This window comes from Cognaticolwellia mytili (assembly GCF_002104475.1).
Classification (GTDB): domain Bacteria; phylum Pseudomonadota; class Gammaproteobacteria; order Enterobacterales; family Alteromonadaceae; genus Cognaticolwellia; species Cognaticolwellia mytili.
The window spans coordinates 332,756-349,195 of the sequence record NZ_NBOF01000003.1 but is presented as its reverse complement, the minus strand read 5'-3'; the positions used below and the strand labels follow the sequence as shown (position 1 = coordinate 349,195).

Below are 16,440 nucleotides of genomic sequence, written 5' to 3'. Positions count from 1 at the left end.
TATAAGAAGATTTATCAGTAGTTTAGTGAACAGCTAATTATGATTTTTCAACAATCTTTACCTGTTGCCAATAAGCCTCTAATTCATCTAAAGAGTGTTGTTCAAAGTTTTTTTCTGAGTTTGTTACTCGCTGTTCAACACCATGAAAACGCTTAGTAAACTTTTGATTGGCTTGACGCAATATAACTTCAGGGTCTTGTTTAGCATGACGGCATAAATTAACCACCGCAAACATCAAATCACCTAACTCTTCTGCTAAAGCAGTGTCATTAGTGTGCAGCTCTTCTTTTACTTCTTGAACTTCTTCTGCAACCTTGGCAAATACATCATCAATGTTGTCCCAGTCAAAACCAACATGGGCACAGCGTTTCTGAATTTTAGCCGCTTGAGACAATGCAGGTAAATTACGAGGAATGTCAGCCAATATACTTAACGCTTGGTCGTTATTCTTGTGCTGACGTTCCTTTACTTTTTCGTTTTCCCAATTAGCTTTAATCGCTGCGTCTGATGCAAAATCACTACTGGCAAATACATGGGGATGGCGACGAATTAGCTTCTCACAAATCGCAGCAACAACACTATCAAAATCAAAACGCTTTTCTTCGCTACCAAGTTGGCTATAAAAGACCACCTGAAATAGCAAATCGCCAAGCTCTTTTTCAAGCTCAGTAAAGTCTTCTTGCTCTATCGCATCAGCGACTTCGTAAGCTTCTTCGATAGTGTGAGGAATAATAGAAGCAAAGGTTTGTTTTATATCCCACGGGCAGCCAGTTACAGGGTCGCGCAATGCCTGCATAATCCAACGCAGCTTTTCCATTGAGGGTTTTGCCATTAACATAATTTACTCACTCTACCTACCCACTACTTATAATCTTTTAACGTCAATAACATCATCAAGTTGATTTAACTTGGTCATTAAACGCGTTAATGCTTCGTTATTGCTAATTTCTATTTTTATGCCCATGCTCATACTTTGTTTTGCGTGGTCGGTATTACTTTCAAGGCCAATAATGCTAACTCGTTCATTAGAAATAATGGTTGAAATATCGCGTAATAAACCTTGGCGATCACTACCAATAATATTAATACTAACTTGGTAGCTTTGGTTATTTTCGATACCCCATTGCACATCAACTTCCCGTTCCGGTTGCTGATTTAGTGCATTAGCAAGTTGTTCACAATCAAGGCGATGCACCGATATTCCTCGCCCTTGAGTAATAAAGCCTGATATTTCATCTCCAGGCACCGGTTGACAACATTTCGCCATATGCGTTAATAAATTACCAACCCCTGAAACTGTAATGCCATTACTATCAGCGGCTTGTGTTCCCGCCTGTTGCGGTTGACGAACTAAACTTTGCGGATCAATTTCTTCTACCGGCTTAGTTTTTGAATCAAGTTGCTGTAAAAAGTTAACCACTTGTAATAAGCGAATACTACCAGCGCCAACACCGGCAATAAGGTCATCATTATGAGTTAAGTTAAAGCGCTCTGTCGCCTCTGACAAATCAACTTTTGCTAAGGAAAGTTGGACCTTTGCTAAGGCATTTTCTAGTAACTCTTTTCCGGTAATAATATTTTTATCGCGGTCAAGTAAACGAAAAAAGTGTTGAACCTTGGCTCTTGCTCTTGGTGTATGAATATAGTTTAGGCTTGGGTTTAACCAATCTCGACTCGGGTTAGGTGTTTTGCTGCGCAACACTTCAACTTGGTCACCGGTTTGCAACTTATGTGTAAATGGCACAATACGGCCAAAAACCTTAGCACCAATACAACTATGACCAACATTAGAATGAATGTAGTAAGCAAAATCTAACGGTGTTGCGCCGCTTGGTAAATCAATAACATCGCCACTTGGCGTAAAAACATAAATACGGTCTTCAAAAACCTGGCTGCGCAGTTCGTCAATTAGTTCGCCACTTTCAGAAACATCTTCCTGCCATTGTAATATTTTCCTTAACCAACTCACTTTTTCATCAAAGCCAGATGTTTTACCGCTTGCACTACCCTCTTTGTAACGCCAATGTGCTGCTACACCTAGTTCAGCATCATCGTCCATTTGTTGCGTTCTGATCTGAACTTCAATAGCTTTGCCTTCAGGACCAATAACAACAGTATGAATTGATTGGTAGCCATTACTTTTAGGTGTGGCAACATAATCATCAAACTCTTTAGGTAAGTGTTGCCAACCGGTATGCACAATACCCAATGCGCCATAACAACCTTGCACTTCATCAACAACAATGCGAACAGCACGAACATCAAATAATTGCTCAAAGTCTAACGACTTTTGCTGCATTTTTTTCCAAATGCTATAAATATGTTTAGGGCGTCCGTAAACCACACCTTTAATATCGGATTCTTTAAGTTGATTTGAAACGTTATCAACGAAATCAACCATGTAACGCTCTCTATCAAGACGTTTCTCATCTAGCTGTTTAGCAATTTTTTTATAAACACCAGGGTGGAGGTATCGAAAAGCTATATCTTCCAACTCCCACTTTAATTGACCAATACCTAAGCGGTTAGCCAAAGGTGCATATATATTAGTGGTTTCTTTGGCAGCTAAAACTCGGCTCTCTTCATCGCTATTTTTAACCAATCGCAAATGGCATAATCGCTCAGCAAGCTTAATCACTACCGCGCGCACATCATCCACCATAGCGAGTAACATGCGTCGAATATTATCTATTTGATTTGCACTAACTTTGCTCGATTGAGATTGTTGCAAAGCTTTGATAGCTTCCATTTGGCTTACGCCTTTACATAGTAAAAAAATCTGTGACGAAAAATGCTCTTCAATGAACTCCAGTGAAATACAGCCATCTTCAAAAAGAGGACAAATAAAGGCAGCACATAACGATTCAGTATCAAGGTTCAAACCTGATAGTATTTCGACCATTTCTAGCGATTTAGTTTGGCAAGAGGTATTGGCGTCAAAAAAATGATGTACTTTTTGCCATAACTCTTCTAACGATTTTTTTTTCGCTGCGTTTAAATCCAAGGTGTCCAGCCATTGTTCAAAGCTTGCTTCTGACATTTGATGTGATTTACGCACTGAAACCATGAGATACCCTACCTTTGACTTAAGTTAATCAATAAACTTCTAGTAAATAACTAGATGTAAAATAGCCTAATTGTCTGAGACTTATAGACTAAACATTACCATAGTTTCAACATGCTTTGTTTGTGAAAACATATCCATTATCGCTATTTTTTCGATTTTATAGCCATGCTCTACAAGCAGCTTAGTATCACGAGCAAGAGACATTGGATCGCAACTAACATATAGGATTTTTTTAATATCAAATTTAATTAATTGGATTAAAGCTTCATAGGCACCAGCTCTGGCAGGATCAAGTAATGCTTTAGTATAAGTTGATAATGCCCAAGATTGGTCTTCCCATTCACTGTTTAAATCAGCTTGATAAAAGTGACAGTTACTTAAACCATTTGCTTTAGCGTTATCACCAGCACGTAGCACCATATCCTGTACCCCTTCAATACCAATTACTGATTGAACACATTGAGCAATAGGTAAACTAAAATTCCCTAAGCCACAAAATAAATCTAATACAACATCATCTTTTTCAAGGCTTAACCAAGCAAGTGCCTGTTTAACCATATTTTGATTCACATTATGATTAACTTGGATAAAACTAGTCGCCGAAAATTTAATATCTAAAGTATCAGTTAACGCATAAAATAATACGCTATCGCCAGATAATGGCGCTACTTGCTTACCATCATCGATGTACACCGAGTATTGATTTTCATCAGCAAACTGCAACCATAGCTGATTGTCTGTTTTTGACATTTTACTTAACTGGCGAACTACAACAGCATTGTTATTCGCTGCAATTATTTCGATATGTCCAATAGCATTCTTACCAGAAAGCTTTGGCAATATACCCCTTAACTGAAGAAATATATCAGAAAACTCAGGAACTAAAACTGGGCAAGACTTTATTTCGGTCAGGTTATTACTTTCTCGCTGTCGAAAGCCAACAATTGGCTCGCCGCGTTTATTATATTGCACACCAATTCTAGCTTTTCGACGATAGTGCCAAGCGTCACTGGTCATCGCAGCCTGCCAAGGTAAATTGCCATCAATCGATTGACGTGAAAATAACTGCGCTACTTTGTTCTGCTTAAAATCAATTTGCGCTGTATATTCCATATGCTGCAAATTACAGCCACCACATTGGTAATAATGGCCACACTTAGCTTCTTTTCGCTCGGCACTGCTTTTAACAAGGTTAATCAGTTTTGCTTTAGCAAACTTGCTATTTTGCTGAGACACTTTCACTTCTGCTATTTCACCAGGTAAAACTCCGTCAATAAAAACTGGTTTTTTACCCATAGAAGCGACACCACAACCTTGCTGGTCGAGGCGAGTAACAGTGACCGTGACTGGCTGTTGAGCTTGTGATTTTTTAGGACTTGCTTTGAAAAAATTTGCCATAGTGATTTATCTTTACCATCAACAAACAGCAAAATTTATATATTTGCTGTCTGAGTATATTATTTTCTATTTGGTATTGGCTTGAACTGTGCCATTATACGATTATTAACCCAATGATTTTACACTAAAGCTCGGCAAAAAATGCATAAAATAAGCCTGAAAGATTGGGTAATTTTACTTACGATCGTTCCAACAGCCATCATCAGTATCATTGTAGCGGGTTATTTATCTTATAGCCGTTATCATGAACTCGATCAATTTATTTACCAAAGAGCCAGTAGCATCATAGATCCGCTAGCAATTAGTAGCGCTGCACCATTATTGGAAAAAAAAAGAGATAGTTTAAGAACACTTATTGGCTTTAGTCATCGTAGTCAATCGGACATTATAAAAAGCATTGCTATTTTTACCAAAGATAATCAAGTATTCGTCACTAGCTCCTACCATGGCGACACGCATACAATGCGAGTAAAAGCGGGGCAAAATTTACCAACTCGCACTCAGTATGATGACTATGGCGATTACTTGGTTTATCGAGCCCCAATCATAGATGAGTTCACTCAGCGGGATAGCACTTCAACATTAAGTAATAGTGCTGACATCATTGGCTATATCGCCATTCAAATAGATAAGAGCAGTGTTAAGTACGCACAGCAAGATTTATTAGTCACCACCAGTCTTATTTTACTTATTAGTATTATTATTAGTGCTATTTTTTCATTTAAGTTAATTAATAACGTAACACGACCTATTGCTTCAATGGTGCTCGCTATTGATCGAATTCGTGAAGGAAAAATTGAAAGTCGCATTAGCGGGCAACTAATTGGCGAGCTAAACTTTTTGAAAAATGGCGTGAACGCGATGGCACAATCTTTAGGTGACTATCAAGATGAGATGCAACGTAGCATTGATCAAGCCACCATAGATTTAAGAGAAAGCTTAGAACAATTTGAAATTCAAAATGTTGAATTAGATATTGCTAAGCGCAAAGCTCAAGACGCCAATAAGGTTAAATCAGAATTTTTAGCCAATATGAGCCATGAATTAAGAACACCGCTAAATGGCGTTATTGGCTTTACTCGACAAGTATTAAAAACTCGCTTGAGTGATACACAACGAGATCATTTACAAACCATTGAGCGTTCTGCGGGTAATTTATTATCAATAATAAATGACATTTTGGATTTCTCTAAACTTGATGCTGGCAAAATGGTTATTGAAAATATTCCATTTTCTATTCGAGAATCAGTAGAAGAGACACTAACATTACTTGCACCCAGCGCACATATGAAGAATATTGAGTTATCGTTGCGGGTGAGCCCTCAGCTACCTGATTCATTGATTGGTGATGCCATGCGTATCAAGCAAGTGTTGGTGAACCTTGCTAGTAATGCTATTAAGTTTACCGATAAAGGTGCTGTTGATATCAATATTGATGGCAATGTTATAGCGAAAGATTTATATAAAGTAAGAGTTACTGTTGAAGACACTGGCATAGGTATATCAAAACAGCAAAAAAGTTCAATTTTTGAAGCCTTTGGCCAAGGCGATAAAAGTGTCACACGTATTTATGGTGGTACAGGTTTAGGCTTAGTTATTTCCAAACGTTTAGTCGCCGAAATGCGTGGCGGAATTGGTTGTGACAGCATCGAAAATGAAGGCTCTACATTTTGGTTTACCATTCAGTGCGAGCTTAATCCAATACCAACGTTACCCATATCAATACCAGAGCAATTAGTCAATAAAACAATACTCTACTACGAACCTCATACGCCAAGCCGTTTAGCAACCACTGAAATATTATCAAGTTGGAAAATGCAAATTACTTGCTTAACCCAACGCAACGAAGTTGAACAGTTGATGTCGAATAAAGAGCAAATATCAGCCTTCGATTTTGCCTTAATTGGTCATAACGTTACACCAGCTGCGCTTAATGAACTTAAAGCACTTGTTTTTACACTGCAAGATTTAATTCCTGCAGTGCATTTAGCAATAAATAGTAACTCACCAAGTCTGCATGAAGCACTTATATCAAGCGGTGCTAAAAGCTGTATCAGTAAACCCATTACCGCACAACGGCTGAGTAAAACGTTATTACCTGCTACGCCTCCCGAGCAAGCAAGACTATTTGATCTCCCAGAAAAGAAAGTGCCGATTAAGGTATTAGCGGTTGATGATAATGAAGCAAACTTAAAACTGATAAAAGAATTATTACTCGAGCAAGTGCATGAAGTTACAACCGCTACTGATGGTGCACAGGCAGTAGAGCTGTGCCGACATGAAAAGTTTGCCTTAATATTTATGGACATTCAAATGCCTGTGCTAGATGGTATATCGGCGTTGTCAATTATTCGTCAACAAACATTAAATGAACACACACCAATCATAGCAGTAACAGCTCACGTCTTTGGCGAAGAAAAAGATAAGCTATTAAGTAAAGGGTTTAATGCATTTATAACCAAGCCTATAGATGAAGCGATGCTCCATCATTCAATTTATGAGTATTGTGATTCAAACCTATTAGCCAATGGCAACGATCAAGCCATTGCCGCACCAACAGCGAAAGTTATTAAAAGTGCTAGGCCGACTATTATTGATTGGCCGTTAGCCTTAAAACGCGCAGGTCGAAAAGAAACGTTAGCTAAAGACATGTTTATAGGTTTAGTAAACAGCCTACCAGAAAGTAAAGTAAGTATTTCTGAAGCATTGATTTCACAAGATGTTGAACAACTAAAAGTATTAATTCATAAACTAAATGGTGCTTGCTGCTATTCTGGTGTACCAAGTTTAAGTACTGTTACACATGAACTAGAAACTGAGCTAAAGCGAGGCATAGCTTTAGATGATTTAGAACCGGAATTTTTTGAATTTTTTGAACAAATAGATTTAGTATTAGAAGATGCCACGAAGTTCATAAAGAAGCTTTAAGAAACATTAACTAGGCTGATAACTAAGTTAACACTGCCTATAGCATGAAATGACACATAGAAACTCAGTCGTTAGCGCATTTTTATATCAGGCGAGGTATTAATATCACCATCTTCAGTGATCACAGCAACACCTGTATTACAGGTTAATACCGCTAAACTATGTCCTTGTTCATTACGTACAAAACGTAGTTCATAAGCAAATTTCCCTAAACTACTCGCAGAAAACTTTTGCGCAAGCGATAACTTAGCCCACCAAACTGATTGTTCGTGGGGTTCCTGCCTTCTATCTACAATAGGCTGTTTTTGTAATTGCATAGCAACTCCTAAATTAGCAGCGGCTGATTGATAGTTGCCACTAAACACAATTCAAGTATAGAACATAAATAATTTCTAGCTGATTATTATACCAATCTGTATAAGAAAGTGAGCGCATAGCGAGAGTTTAAAGCCTCAGAGATAAAGCATTGATTACAGAGAAGGTTGTTCGCGGAAACTTAATCAAGACGTGATATGTAGATAATGATTACTCCCTGAAGTGGAAAGAGTATAAAAACTATTGAGATAAAACCACAAATGCGGTGGCATATTTAACTTCATCAGAAAGTGATATATGCCAAGTTTTAGCACCTAGCTTTTCGGCTAAAGTTAACGCTTTAGAACTTAATACCAGAGTCGGTTGACCTGAGTCTAATGAGACTATCTCAAAATGTTGAAATGAAACGCCAGAAGCAATACCCGTACCGAGAGATTTTGCTGCCGCTTCTTTGCCAGCCCAACGCTTTGCGAGAAAACGTTCAGGCTGTTTTATAGACAAATACCGTTGAAGTTCATTTTCGGTCAACACACGTTTAGCTAATCGTAACTGCGCATTCTCAGCCATCTTAGCAATACGGCGAATATCAACTATATCTGTTCCGATACCTATAACCGACAAAACTTACTCCTTTAGCTTACAGCAATATAATACTTACTACTTATACTAAACCGCGTGCTTCGAGCATTAAACGTTTCATATCGCGTATTGCTTTATCTAAACCATCAATAACAGCACGAGCAATAATAGCGTGGCCAATATTAAGCTCAATTATTTCAGGAATAGCCGCAATAGGCTTAACATTGAAATAATTTAAACCATGCCCTGCATTTACTTTTAAGCCCAATGAGTGAGCATATTCAATGCCAGCAATTAAACGTTCAAGTTCAACCTGTTGTTCGTCTTCATTGCCGGCATCAGCATATTGACCAGTGTGAATTTCAATATAAGTCGCTTTACTTTCTAGCGCTGCATCAATTTGGTTTTTATCAGCATCAATAAATAAACTGGTTTGAATACCTGCATCAGCTAGCCGAGAAACAGCAGCATTAATTTTTTCTTGTTGACCCGCAACATCTAATCCACCTTCAGTGGTTAATTCAGCACGCTTTTCAGGTACTAAACAACAAAAAACTGGCTTAACATCACAAGCAATATCAAGCATTTCATCAGTAACTGCCATTTCTAAGTTCATGCGCGTATGTAATGTTTGCTTTAATACATGAATATCTCGGTCTTGGATATGGCGACGATCTTCACGTAAATGTACCGTAATACCATCAGCACCAGCATGTTCAGCAACAGACGCAGCGTAAACAGGATCTGGATAGTTTGTACCACGCGCTTGTCGTAATGTGGCAATATGGTCTACGTTTACGCCTAATAAAATATCTTTCATACTCAATCTCTTATTTTAACTACTAAAGTTACTATTGAAGTCATAATGACAGCTATACTTTTTTATTAAATAACTTACGGCTATTTAATGGTACGCCGCCGAGTAAGTGGTTAATTACTTGTCTCATTAAAATTTTAAATGTTGTTAATGTCGCGGGATTGGAAAAGTCTTGCTCTGCGATAGCTTGCAAATGCAATTGGTCATAACAAGCTTGTTTAAGTACTGTATAAGCCGGAATAAAGCCATCTCCAGGCAAATAATAAAACCCAGAAGCAGTGTGTTCAAAAATCAAAGAAAAGTCAAAAGAAACACCAAGCTCATCGAGCAATACCAATTCGAATTTACGTAGAGTTATTTCCAGCGACGTCTCATCGAGCAAAGACTGCAGGCTAGCTTGATACTGTTCAAAAAGCGCCCAACAAGGGATATTTTCCGTTAATAACTTAACGAGTAATTCATTGATGTAAAAGGCACTAAATAGTGCGCTTTTCTTTAAAGGTATGGATTTTCCAGCAGGCTCTATCCGTGCTAAATTTCTTAAACTGTATTGCCCTTTCAGAGTGACATTAACAGGAAGAAAAGGTTGTAACAAAGCTTTACGGCTTGATTTTACTGAGTGACCAACATAACTCAGTGCCGCCACTTTACCTTCTTTCTCAGTTAACAGGTCAACAAGAACTTGGCTCTCTCGATAAGGTCTACTATGTAAAACAAACGCTAACTGAGTAGTTTCTTTCATTAAACTCTCTACACCATTAAGCTAAGCTATTCTTTGAAATTCTCTAATCGAGATTAGCCAGAATAATCATCACCGTAGCCTAAACTTCTCAGTGCTCTTTCATCATCAGCCCAGCCAGACTTCACCTTCACCCAAGTTTCTAAGAATACTTTACGGTCAAATAAAGTTTGCATATCGCGCCTTGCTTCTTGGCCGATGACTTTTAGTTTTTCACCTTTATTGCCAATCACCATACGCTTTTGACTACTCCGCTCAACTAAAATTAACGCGTTAATATGCAAGATGCCTTTTTCATCTACTTTAAACTGCTCTATATCAACAGTAGTGGAGTATGGTAATTCATCGCCAGTAAAGCGGATCAATTTTTCACGAACAATTTCAGAAGCCATAAATCGGCTAGAACGATCAGTAATATAGTCTTCAGGAAACCAAAAATCCCCTTCAGGTAATGCTTTTAAACAAATATCCTTAATCGCATCAACATTATCACCTTTACTGGCTGAAATCGGCACAATGTCCGCAAAACTGTGCTTAGCGCCTAGTTCTTGCAAGTGTGGTAATAAACTATCTCTATCTTGAATATTATCAATTTTGTTCACCACTAAAACACAAGGAGCACCGCTATTTTTAATTTTTGTTAGCACCATCTCATCATCATTTGTCCAATGGGTGCCTTCAACTAAAAATACAATGGTCTCTACTTCTGCTAACGTGCTACTCGCCGCACGATTCATTAAACGATTAATGGCACGTTTTTCTTCAGAGTGTAGACCCGGCGTATCAACCAAAACAGCCTGGTGGTCTTTTTCAGATAGAATACCTAAAATACGATGGCGAGTTGTTTGTGGTTTACGTGAAGTAATACTGACTTTTTGACCTAACAAAGTATTAAGTAAGGTTGACTTACCAACATTTGGACGGCCGACGATGGCAATAAGACCGCAATATTTTTTTTCTGTAGTCATGAGTTTGTTATCAACTTAAGGTGTCAAAAAAGCTTACTTAGCCTTTTCGATTAAGGTTAAAACTTGCAAAGCAGCTGATTGCTCAGCCTTACGACGGCTGCTGCCTTTAGTAATCACTTCGTTATCCAGTACGCTTGTTATACATCGAACAGTAAACTGCTGGTTATGTGATTGCCCTGTTGTGTTAATTACTTCGTACTGAGGTAAAGGAATTTTTCGTCCTTGCAAATATTCTTGCAAGCGTGTTTTTGGATCTTTCTGTTCATTACCGGGCTTAATATTAGCTAAACGTTGCTCAAACCAAGTAAGAATTAAAATCTTACATGTTGGTAAGTCAGAATCTAAATATACTGCCCCAATAATAGCTTCAACAGCATCCTCAAGTATAGAATCACGACGATGACCGCCACTCTTTAACTCACCAGGTCCTAAAATAAGGTGCTGACCTAAACCAAAATCACGCCCTACTTCAGCTAAAGTAACACCTTTAACTAAGCTTGAGCGCATTCGAGTTAAATCACCTTCAGCATGTTCTGGGAATTGTTTAAATAAAGCTTCAGCAATAACAAATCCCAATATGGAATCACCTAAAAATTCTAAGCGTTCGTTATGGGCACCTTTTGCACTACGGTGCGTTAATGCTTGTAACAATAACTTTGGCTCTTTAAAACTATAGCCTATTTTTTTCGACAACCGCGCGATTGCTACTGGAGTATTTAGCACAATTATTCAATTCCACCAATACGAGACAAGCGTACACCCGTAGGAACCCAACGTGGCAAAAAGCTTTCAGAAGTGCGTTCAAAGTCAAAACTCATCCATACAGCAACAGCTTCACCAACTAGATTCTCCTCTGGTACAAAACCCCAAAATCGACCATCTAAGCTATTATCACGGTTATCACCCATAACAAAATATTGATTTTTAGGAACTAAAAATTCATTTGCTTGAGTACCACCTTGTTTAAAGTAATGCTGCGTGCGTGGCAAAATTTTCTCATTAACCAATAAGTCATGAGTTTTATCTCCCATGGTTGATGTATAGCGAGTTAATGGCATACCATCATCACTATAATCCGTCTTATTTTTAAATGTTTGCTTTACTTGTTCAAAGTCAGGACACTTATCATCTGACTCTTTACAAGCAGGTTTTATATAAATTATTTTATTTCTATAAATAATTCTGTCCCCAGGCAAGCCAACAACACGCTTAATGTAGTCAATTTGGGGATTTATTGGGTATTTAAATACCACCACATCACCGCGTTCAGGCAAACCTACTTCAATAAATTTGTTACGCACTACAGGATCACGTAATCCATAATTAAACTTATTCACTAATATAAAATCACCATCAAGTAACGTTGGCATCATAGAGCCAGATGGAATTTGAAACGGTTCATAGATAAATGAGCGCAATATCAATACAAAAGCAATAACTGGAAAAATTTGTACTGGGGTATCAATAAAAAAAGGTGCCTCGAGAATTTTCTCTACTATTTTTTCATCTAATTCGCTTTCACACTGTTCCTGAGCATTCACCAGTTTGAGCTGGCGCTGTGGCGCTAAATAAAATTTATCAGCTAGCCACACAATGCCCGTAATAACGGTAACAATGACTAAAAATATTGAAAAGTAAACTGCCATATTATTCCTAATGTGTAATTAGCTATATTTCGTATAGTTCTAATTAATTATCTAATTTAAGTACAGCTAAAAACGCTTCTTGCGGTACTTCAACATTACCGACTTGTTTCATACGTTTTTTACCATCTTTTTGCTTTTGTAATAATTTTTTCTTACGAGAGATATCACCACCGTAACATTTTGCCGTTACGTTTTTACGTAATTGCTTCACGGTAGTACGAGCAATTACGTTGTTACCAATTGCCGCTTGAATTGCGATATCAAACATTTGGCGATGAATTAATTCTTTAAGTTTTTCAACTAACATACGACCACGTGCAACAGAGTTTGCTCTGTGAGTGATCATCGCCAGTGCATCAACACGATCACCGTTAATCATGACATCAACACGAACCATGTCAGCGGCTTCAAAACGCACAAAATTATAATCAAGTGAAGCGTAACCACGACTAGTTGATTTTAATTTATCAAAAAAGTCCATTACCACTTCAGCCATTGGTAACTCATAGGTTACGGCTACTTGGTTGCCGTGATAAATAATGTCTTTTTGTACGCCGCGCTTTTCAATACATAAGGTAATTACATTACCTAAATGCTCTTGAGGCACCAAAATATTTGCTTGTACAATTGGTTCGCGAATTTCTTCAATATTGTTAATTGCCGGTAAGTCGCTAGGGTTATCAATAGATAAAATATCACCATTGGTACAAGCAATTTCATAATTTACCGTTGGCGCTGTTGTGATCAAATCAAGGTCATATTCACGAGCAAGACGCTCTTGAATAATTTCCATGTGCAACATACCTAAGAAGCCAATACGGAAACCAAAACCAAGTGCTGATGAATTCTCTGGTTCAAAGAATAAGGAAGCGTCGTTTAAACTAAGTTTATTTAACGCATCACGGAAGTTTTCATAATCATCAGAGCTGATCGGGAAAATACCGGCATAAACTTGTGGTTGAACCTTTTTAAAGCCTGGTAGTGCGCTTTCAGCTTCTTTCTTAAAGATAGTAATAGTGTCACCTACAGGTGCACCATGAATTTCTTTGATACCAGCAATAATGAAACCAACTTCACCTGTTTTCAATATGCCAGTATCTGTTTGTTTAGGAGTGAAGATACCGACTTTATCAATAATATGTGCTTGCCCGGTAGACATAACAACCATTTTATCGCCTTTTTTCACTTGGCCATTTATTATTCTAACCAGTGATACAACACCTTGGTAATTATCAAACCATGAGTCGATAATCAATGCTTGTAACGGGGCATCAACCTCGCCTTCAGGTGCTGGAATATGTTCAACAATATCTTCTAATACATCTTCAATGCCAATACCTGTTTTAGCAGAACATTGCACTGCATCAGTCGCATCAATACCGATAATATCTTCAATCTCTTCACTAACACGCTCAGGATCTGCTTGCGGTAAATCAATTTTATTTAATATCGCGCGAACTTCTAAATCCATTTCAATAGCGGTATAACAATTGGCAACCGTTTGAGCTTCAACACCTTGCCCTGCATCAACAACAAGTAAAGCACCTTCACATGATGCCAATGAGCGCGAAACTTCATAAGAGAAATCAACATGGCCTGGTGTATCGATAAAGTTGAGTTGATATACTTCACCATCTTTTGCTTTATAGTCAAGCGTTACACTTTGCGCCTTAATGGTAATACCACGCTCGCGCTCAATATCCATTGAATCAAGCACTTGGGCTTCCATTTCACGTTCTTGAAGGCCACCACAATGTTGTATTAGGCGATCTGAAAGCGTTGATTTACCGTGATCAATATGGGCAATAATAGAAAAATTTCGAATATGTTTCATAAATGGGAAGTCAAATAAGCTTGTAGTTAATTCAATAATGGCGAGATTTTAGCTAATTTAGCGCGCTGGGGCTATCTTTTGTTGCGATTCAATCAGTGATTTCTGTAATAGCGATGTTTTGATTTTGACGACGAATAATTTTTGGCGCTAATTCCGCACAATTTTCAAGCTTACTTTGTTGCTGTTTAGCCAATAAAAAACCGGCATAACCACCAACTACAGCAAATATAATAGCGAAGAATTCATGGCCAAGTATATTATTGTTTACTAACCATTGCCCAAGCCATGCTGCTGCAAGCAAGCCAAACAGCGGTAGTAAATATACCTGCCACGCAGATGATAACAATGCAGACTCGCTCAAGCCGATTATCACTTTGTCGCCTAACTGCAATGGTATAGTTGATTTTACCGTTAAAGAAAGCTGCTTTTGAGGAAAAGCCTTCGCCACTTGTCCACTGCCACAATTATCAATTTGTTTACAACCGCTACAAGTGGATTTTAACTCACTAGTAACGGTAATATTGTCATTTTCAATCGCAACAACCGTTGCACTCTCTTCAATCATGGTGCAACTTTCGGAATAAGTTGCACCGAGTCTGCAATGGCTTTAGCCGTTTTAGCCGGGATTTTACCTACAACACTGACCTCAAAACCATTCACCACTTGATTTAATACAGTTGTTGCACCATCCATCACATAGTCAGTAGCACGTTGCGTATATTCACTACTATTAACATAAACAGAGACATCAACTAAGCCATCATTGAATAACATAAATTCTACAGGCTTCTTCGTCGTTGAAATACGATGACGATTAGCATTGATTTGTTTAAAACCTTCTGGCAACCATTTGACCTGCCATTGCAATGTTTGCATTTGATAACCCTCAGGTATTTCAATCACCTTAGGTAACTTGCTTTGCTGTAATTTTTGCAAACTTTCACCAAGCTCAGGAGTAATGTCTAAATGAGTAAATTGAATTTGCTCTAATAATTGCCCTGTGCGTGAAGCTATCGCTAACTTGAGCAGCATACCTGTTTTTTGATCTAACCATAGCCAATGACCATAACGGTGAGGATCTTTAGAAACAATACGTATTAATTGCGCTGGACGACCCAATACGCGGCTACGTCCAACAGAAATAAAGTCATATGTTTGTGAAAGTGTTGTCGCATCCATCCTTAAAATAGCAGGAATGGGACCAGAAATCTGTTGAGAAACAACTGAATATGGAGGTAATTCTGGCTCAATATAACTGACAACATTTTTCTTACGTAAAATATCGCGTCGAGGGCCATTGAGTAATGAGAGGATTTCTAATTCATCACCATCAGCGTTTACACCATGAAACCAGTGGTAGGGTTCAGCTTGATTATTTTTTACTACAACAAAGGAAGTACTAAAATTGAGGGATTGCAAAGATTGTGCAAGGCGTTCAAGCCAAGGTTCGGCTTGTTCAGTTTCATTGGCTGTTACAGATGTGCTTATGGTTACCAATAACAGCAGACTACGAATTAATTTCATTTAACCGGATCTTTAACCTTCTCTTGTTTAGCTTGTTCGCTAACATCAACAGAGCTTAACTTAATTTGTTGTTGATGATCGGATAATAAAGCTTGAAAACGACGTTGTTGTTCAACAAATGCCTGTTTTTCATTGGTGCGACTAGTTTGTTGAAAGTTCAAACTAACGGGTTCAGCAATACCACCAAATGGCATCGTTTTAACCACCTGGCTTTCTGGCAAAATTACATTATTGTCAGCTGAATTTTGTTGTACGCCCATTACCATCAAACCTGCTGCTGAGGCAGCAATTGCCATTTGACCAAACGGTTTAGCAAGATGTACAACTTTAGCTTTGAATTTCGCTGCCAAGTTATCAGACGTTCGAGGAGCTAGTACTGTTGGTTCATCTGCTATTGCAGCGGCAATTTCTGAAGATAAATCTAAATTGATCACATCAGATGTTTCACCACGCATTACATCGCCCATTAAATGGTAACGATCCCAAGTTGCAGACAAGTGAGCGTCATTGAGTAAATCCACAATGATTTCATCGTTGGGCTGATAACTATCAACTACTGATGATACTGTCTCAAACTTATTTTCACTCATAATGACACCTTAAAAACTAACTCTTCATTAATTAT

The 16,440-nt window shown here is 38.1% G+C and carries 15 protein-coding genes; 1 reads left to right on the top strand and 14 read right to left on the bottom strand.

Annotation, left to right across the window (positions count from 1 at the left end; genetic code table 11):
* Positions 1 to 37: 37 nt before the first annotated feature.
* The 3 genes from mazG to rlmD all read right to left on the bottom strand — a co-directional run bounded on the left by mazG (position 38) and on the right by rlmD (position 4,465).
* Positions 38 to 832: a nucleoside triphosphate pyrophosphohydrolase gene (mazG, locus tag B7C41_RS11125; protein WP_328590792.1), complete on the bottom strand. Its 795-nt coding sequence runs from the start codon at positions 830 to 832 to the stop codon at positions 38 to 40.
* A 33-nt stretch (positions 833 to 865) separates the two neighbouring features.
* Positions 866 to 3,067, bottom strand: coding sequence for a GTP diphosphokinase (gene relA / locus B7C41_RS11120; RefSeq protein ID WP_085298995.1), 2,202 nt, complete (start codon positions 3,065 to 3,067; stop codon positions 866 to 868).
* An 81-nt stretch (positions 3,068 to 3,148) separates the two neighbouring features.
* Positions 3,149 to 4,465 carry a 23S rRNA (uracil(1939)-C(5))-methyltransferase RlmD gene (rlmD, locus tag B7C41_RS11115; RefSeq protein ID WP_085298994.1) on the bottom strand — a complete coding sequence of 439 codons (1,317 nt, stop codon included), beginning with the start codon at positions 4,463 to 4,465 and terminating at the stop codon, positions 3,149 to 3,151.
* A gap of 141 nt (positions 4,466 to 4,606) precedes the next feature.
* Between rlmD and barA the strand changes: the two genes are divergently transcribed.
* Positions 4,607 to 7,393, top strand: a complete 2,787-nt coding sequence (barA, locus tag B7C41_RS11110) for a two-component sensor histidine kinase BarA (protein ID WP_085298993.1) — start codon at positions 4,607 to 4,609, stop codon at positions 7,391 to 7,393.
* Between the two features lie 71 nt (positions 7,394 to 7,464).
* On the opposite strand, the gene B7C41_RS11105 is transcribed toward barA, so the two are convergent.
* From B7C41_RS11105 to B7C41_RS11055, 11 genes are all read right to left on the bottom strand, one after another.
* Positions 7,465 to 7,710 (bottom strand): hypothetical protein, encoded by a 246-nt coding sequence (locus B7C41_RS11105; RefSeq protein ID WP_085299456.1) that lies wholly within the window; start codon positions 7,708 to 7,710, stop codon positions 7,465 to 7,467.
* A 238-nt stretch (positions 7,711 to 7,948) separates the two neighbouring features.
* The gene (acpS, locus tag B7C41_RS11100; protein ID WP_085298992.1) at positions 7,949 to 8,329 is read right to left on the bottom strand and encodes a holo-ACP synthase; all 381 of its coding nucleotides are present in this window, start codon (positions 8,327 to 8,329) and stop codon (positions 7,949 to 7,951) included.
* Positions 8,330 to 8,369: 40 nt separating this feature from the next.
* A complete protein-coding gene (gene pdxJ, locus B7C41_RS11095) occupies positions 8,370 to 9,107 on the bottom strand; it encodes a pyridoxine 5'-phosphate synthase (protein WP_085298991.1) in 738 nt (245 codons plus the stop codon).
* Positions 9,108 to 9,159: 52 nt separating this feature from the next.
* Positions 9,160 to 9,846 (bottom strand): DNA repair protein RecO, encoded by a 687-nt coding sequence (gene recO / locus B7C41_RS11090; RefSeq protein ID WP_085298990.1) that lies wholly within the window; start codon positions 9,844 to 9,846, stop codon positions 9,160 to 9,162.
* 53 nt (positions 9,847 to 9,899) lie between these two features.
* Positions 9,900 to 10,811 carry a GTPase Era gene (gene era / locus B7C41_RS11085; RefSeq protein WP_085298989.1) on the bottom strand — a complete coding sequence of 304 codons (912 nt, stop codon included), beginning with the start codon at positions 10,809 to 10,811 and terminating at the stop codon, positions 9,900 to 9,902.
* A 33-nt stretch (positions 10,812 to 10,844) separates the two neighbouring features.
* On the bottom strand, positions 10,845 to 11,513 hold the full coding sequence (rnc, locus tag B7C41_RS11080) for a ribonuclease III (RefSeq protein WP_085299455.1): 669 nt from the start codon (positions 11,511 to 11,513) through the stop codon (positions 10,845 to 10,847).
* A gap of 23 nt (positions 11,514 to 11,536) precedes the next feature.
* The gene (lepB, locus tag B7C41_RS11075; RefSeq protein ID WP_085298988.1) at positions 11,537 to 12,457 is read right to left on the bottom strand and encodes a signal peptidase I; all 921 of its coding nucleotides are present in this window, start codon (positions 12,455 to 12,457) and stop codon (positions 11,537 to 11,539) included.
* A 43-nt stretch (positions 12,458 to 12,500) separates the two neighbouring features.
* Complete coding sequence (gene lepA, locus B7C41_RS11070; protein ID WP_085298987.1) at positions 12,501 to 14,291, bottom strand: translation elongation factor 4; 1,791 nt, start codon at positions 14,289 to 14,291, stop codon at positions 12,501 to 12,503.
* Between the two features lie 88 nt (positions 14,292 to 14,379).
* Positions 14,380 to 14,856 carry a SoxR reducing system RseC family protein gene (locus B7C41_RS11065; protein ID WP_085298986.1) on the bottom strand — a complete coding sequence of 159 codons (477 nt, stop codon included), beginning with the start codon at positions 14,854 to 14,856 and terminating at the stop codon, positions 14,380 to 14,382.
* The gene (locus B7C41_RS11060) at positions 14,853 to 15,815 is read right to left on the bottom strand and encodes a MucB/RseB C-terminal domain-containing protein (protein ID WP_085298985.1); all 963 of its coding nucleotides are present in this window, start codon (positions 15,813 to 15,815) and stop codon (positions 14,853 to 14,855) included. Before B7C41_RS11060 ends, B7C41_RS11065 begins: the two co-directional genes overlap by 4 nt.
* Positions 15,812 to 16,405 (bottom strand): sigma-E factor negative regulatory protein, encoded by a 594-nt coding sequence (locus B7C41_RS11055; protein ID WP_085298984.1) that lies wholly within the window; start codon positions 16,403 to 16,405, stop codon positions 15,812 to 15,814. Before B7C41_RS11055 ends, B7C41_RS11060 begins: the two co-directional genes overlap by 4 nt.
* Positions 16,406 to 16,440: the final 35 nt, after the last annotated feature.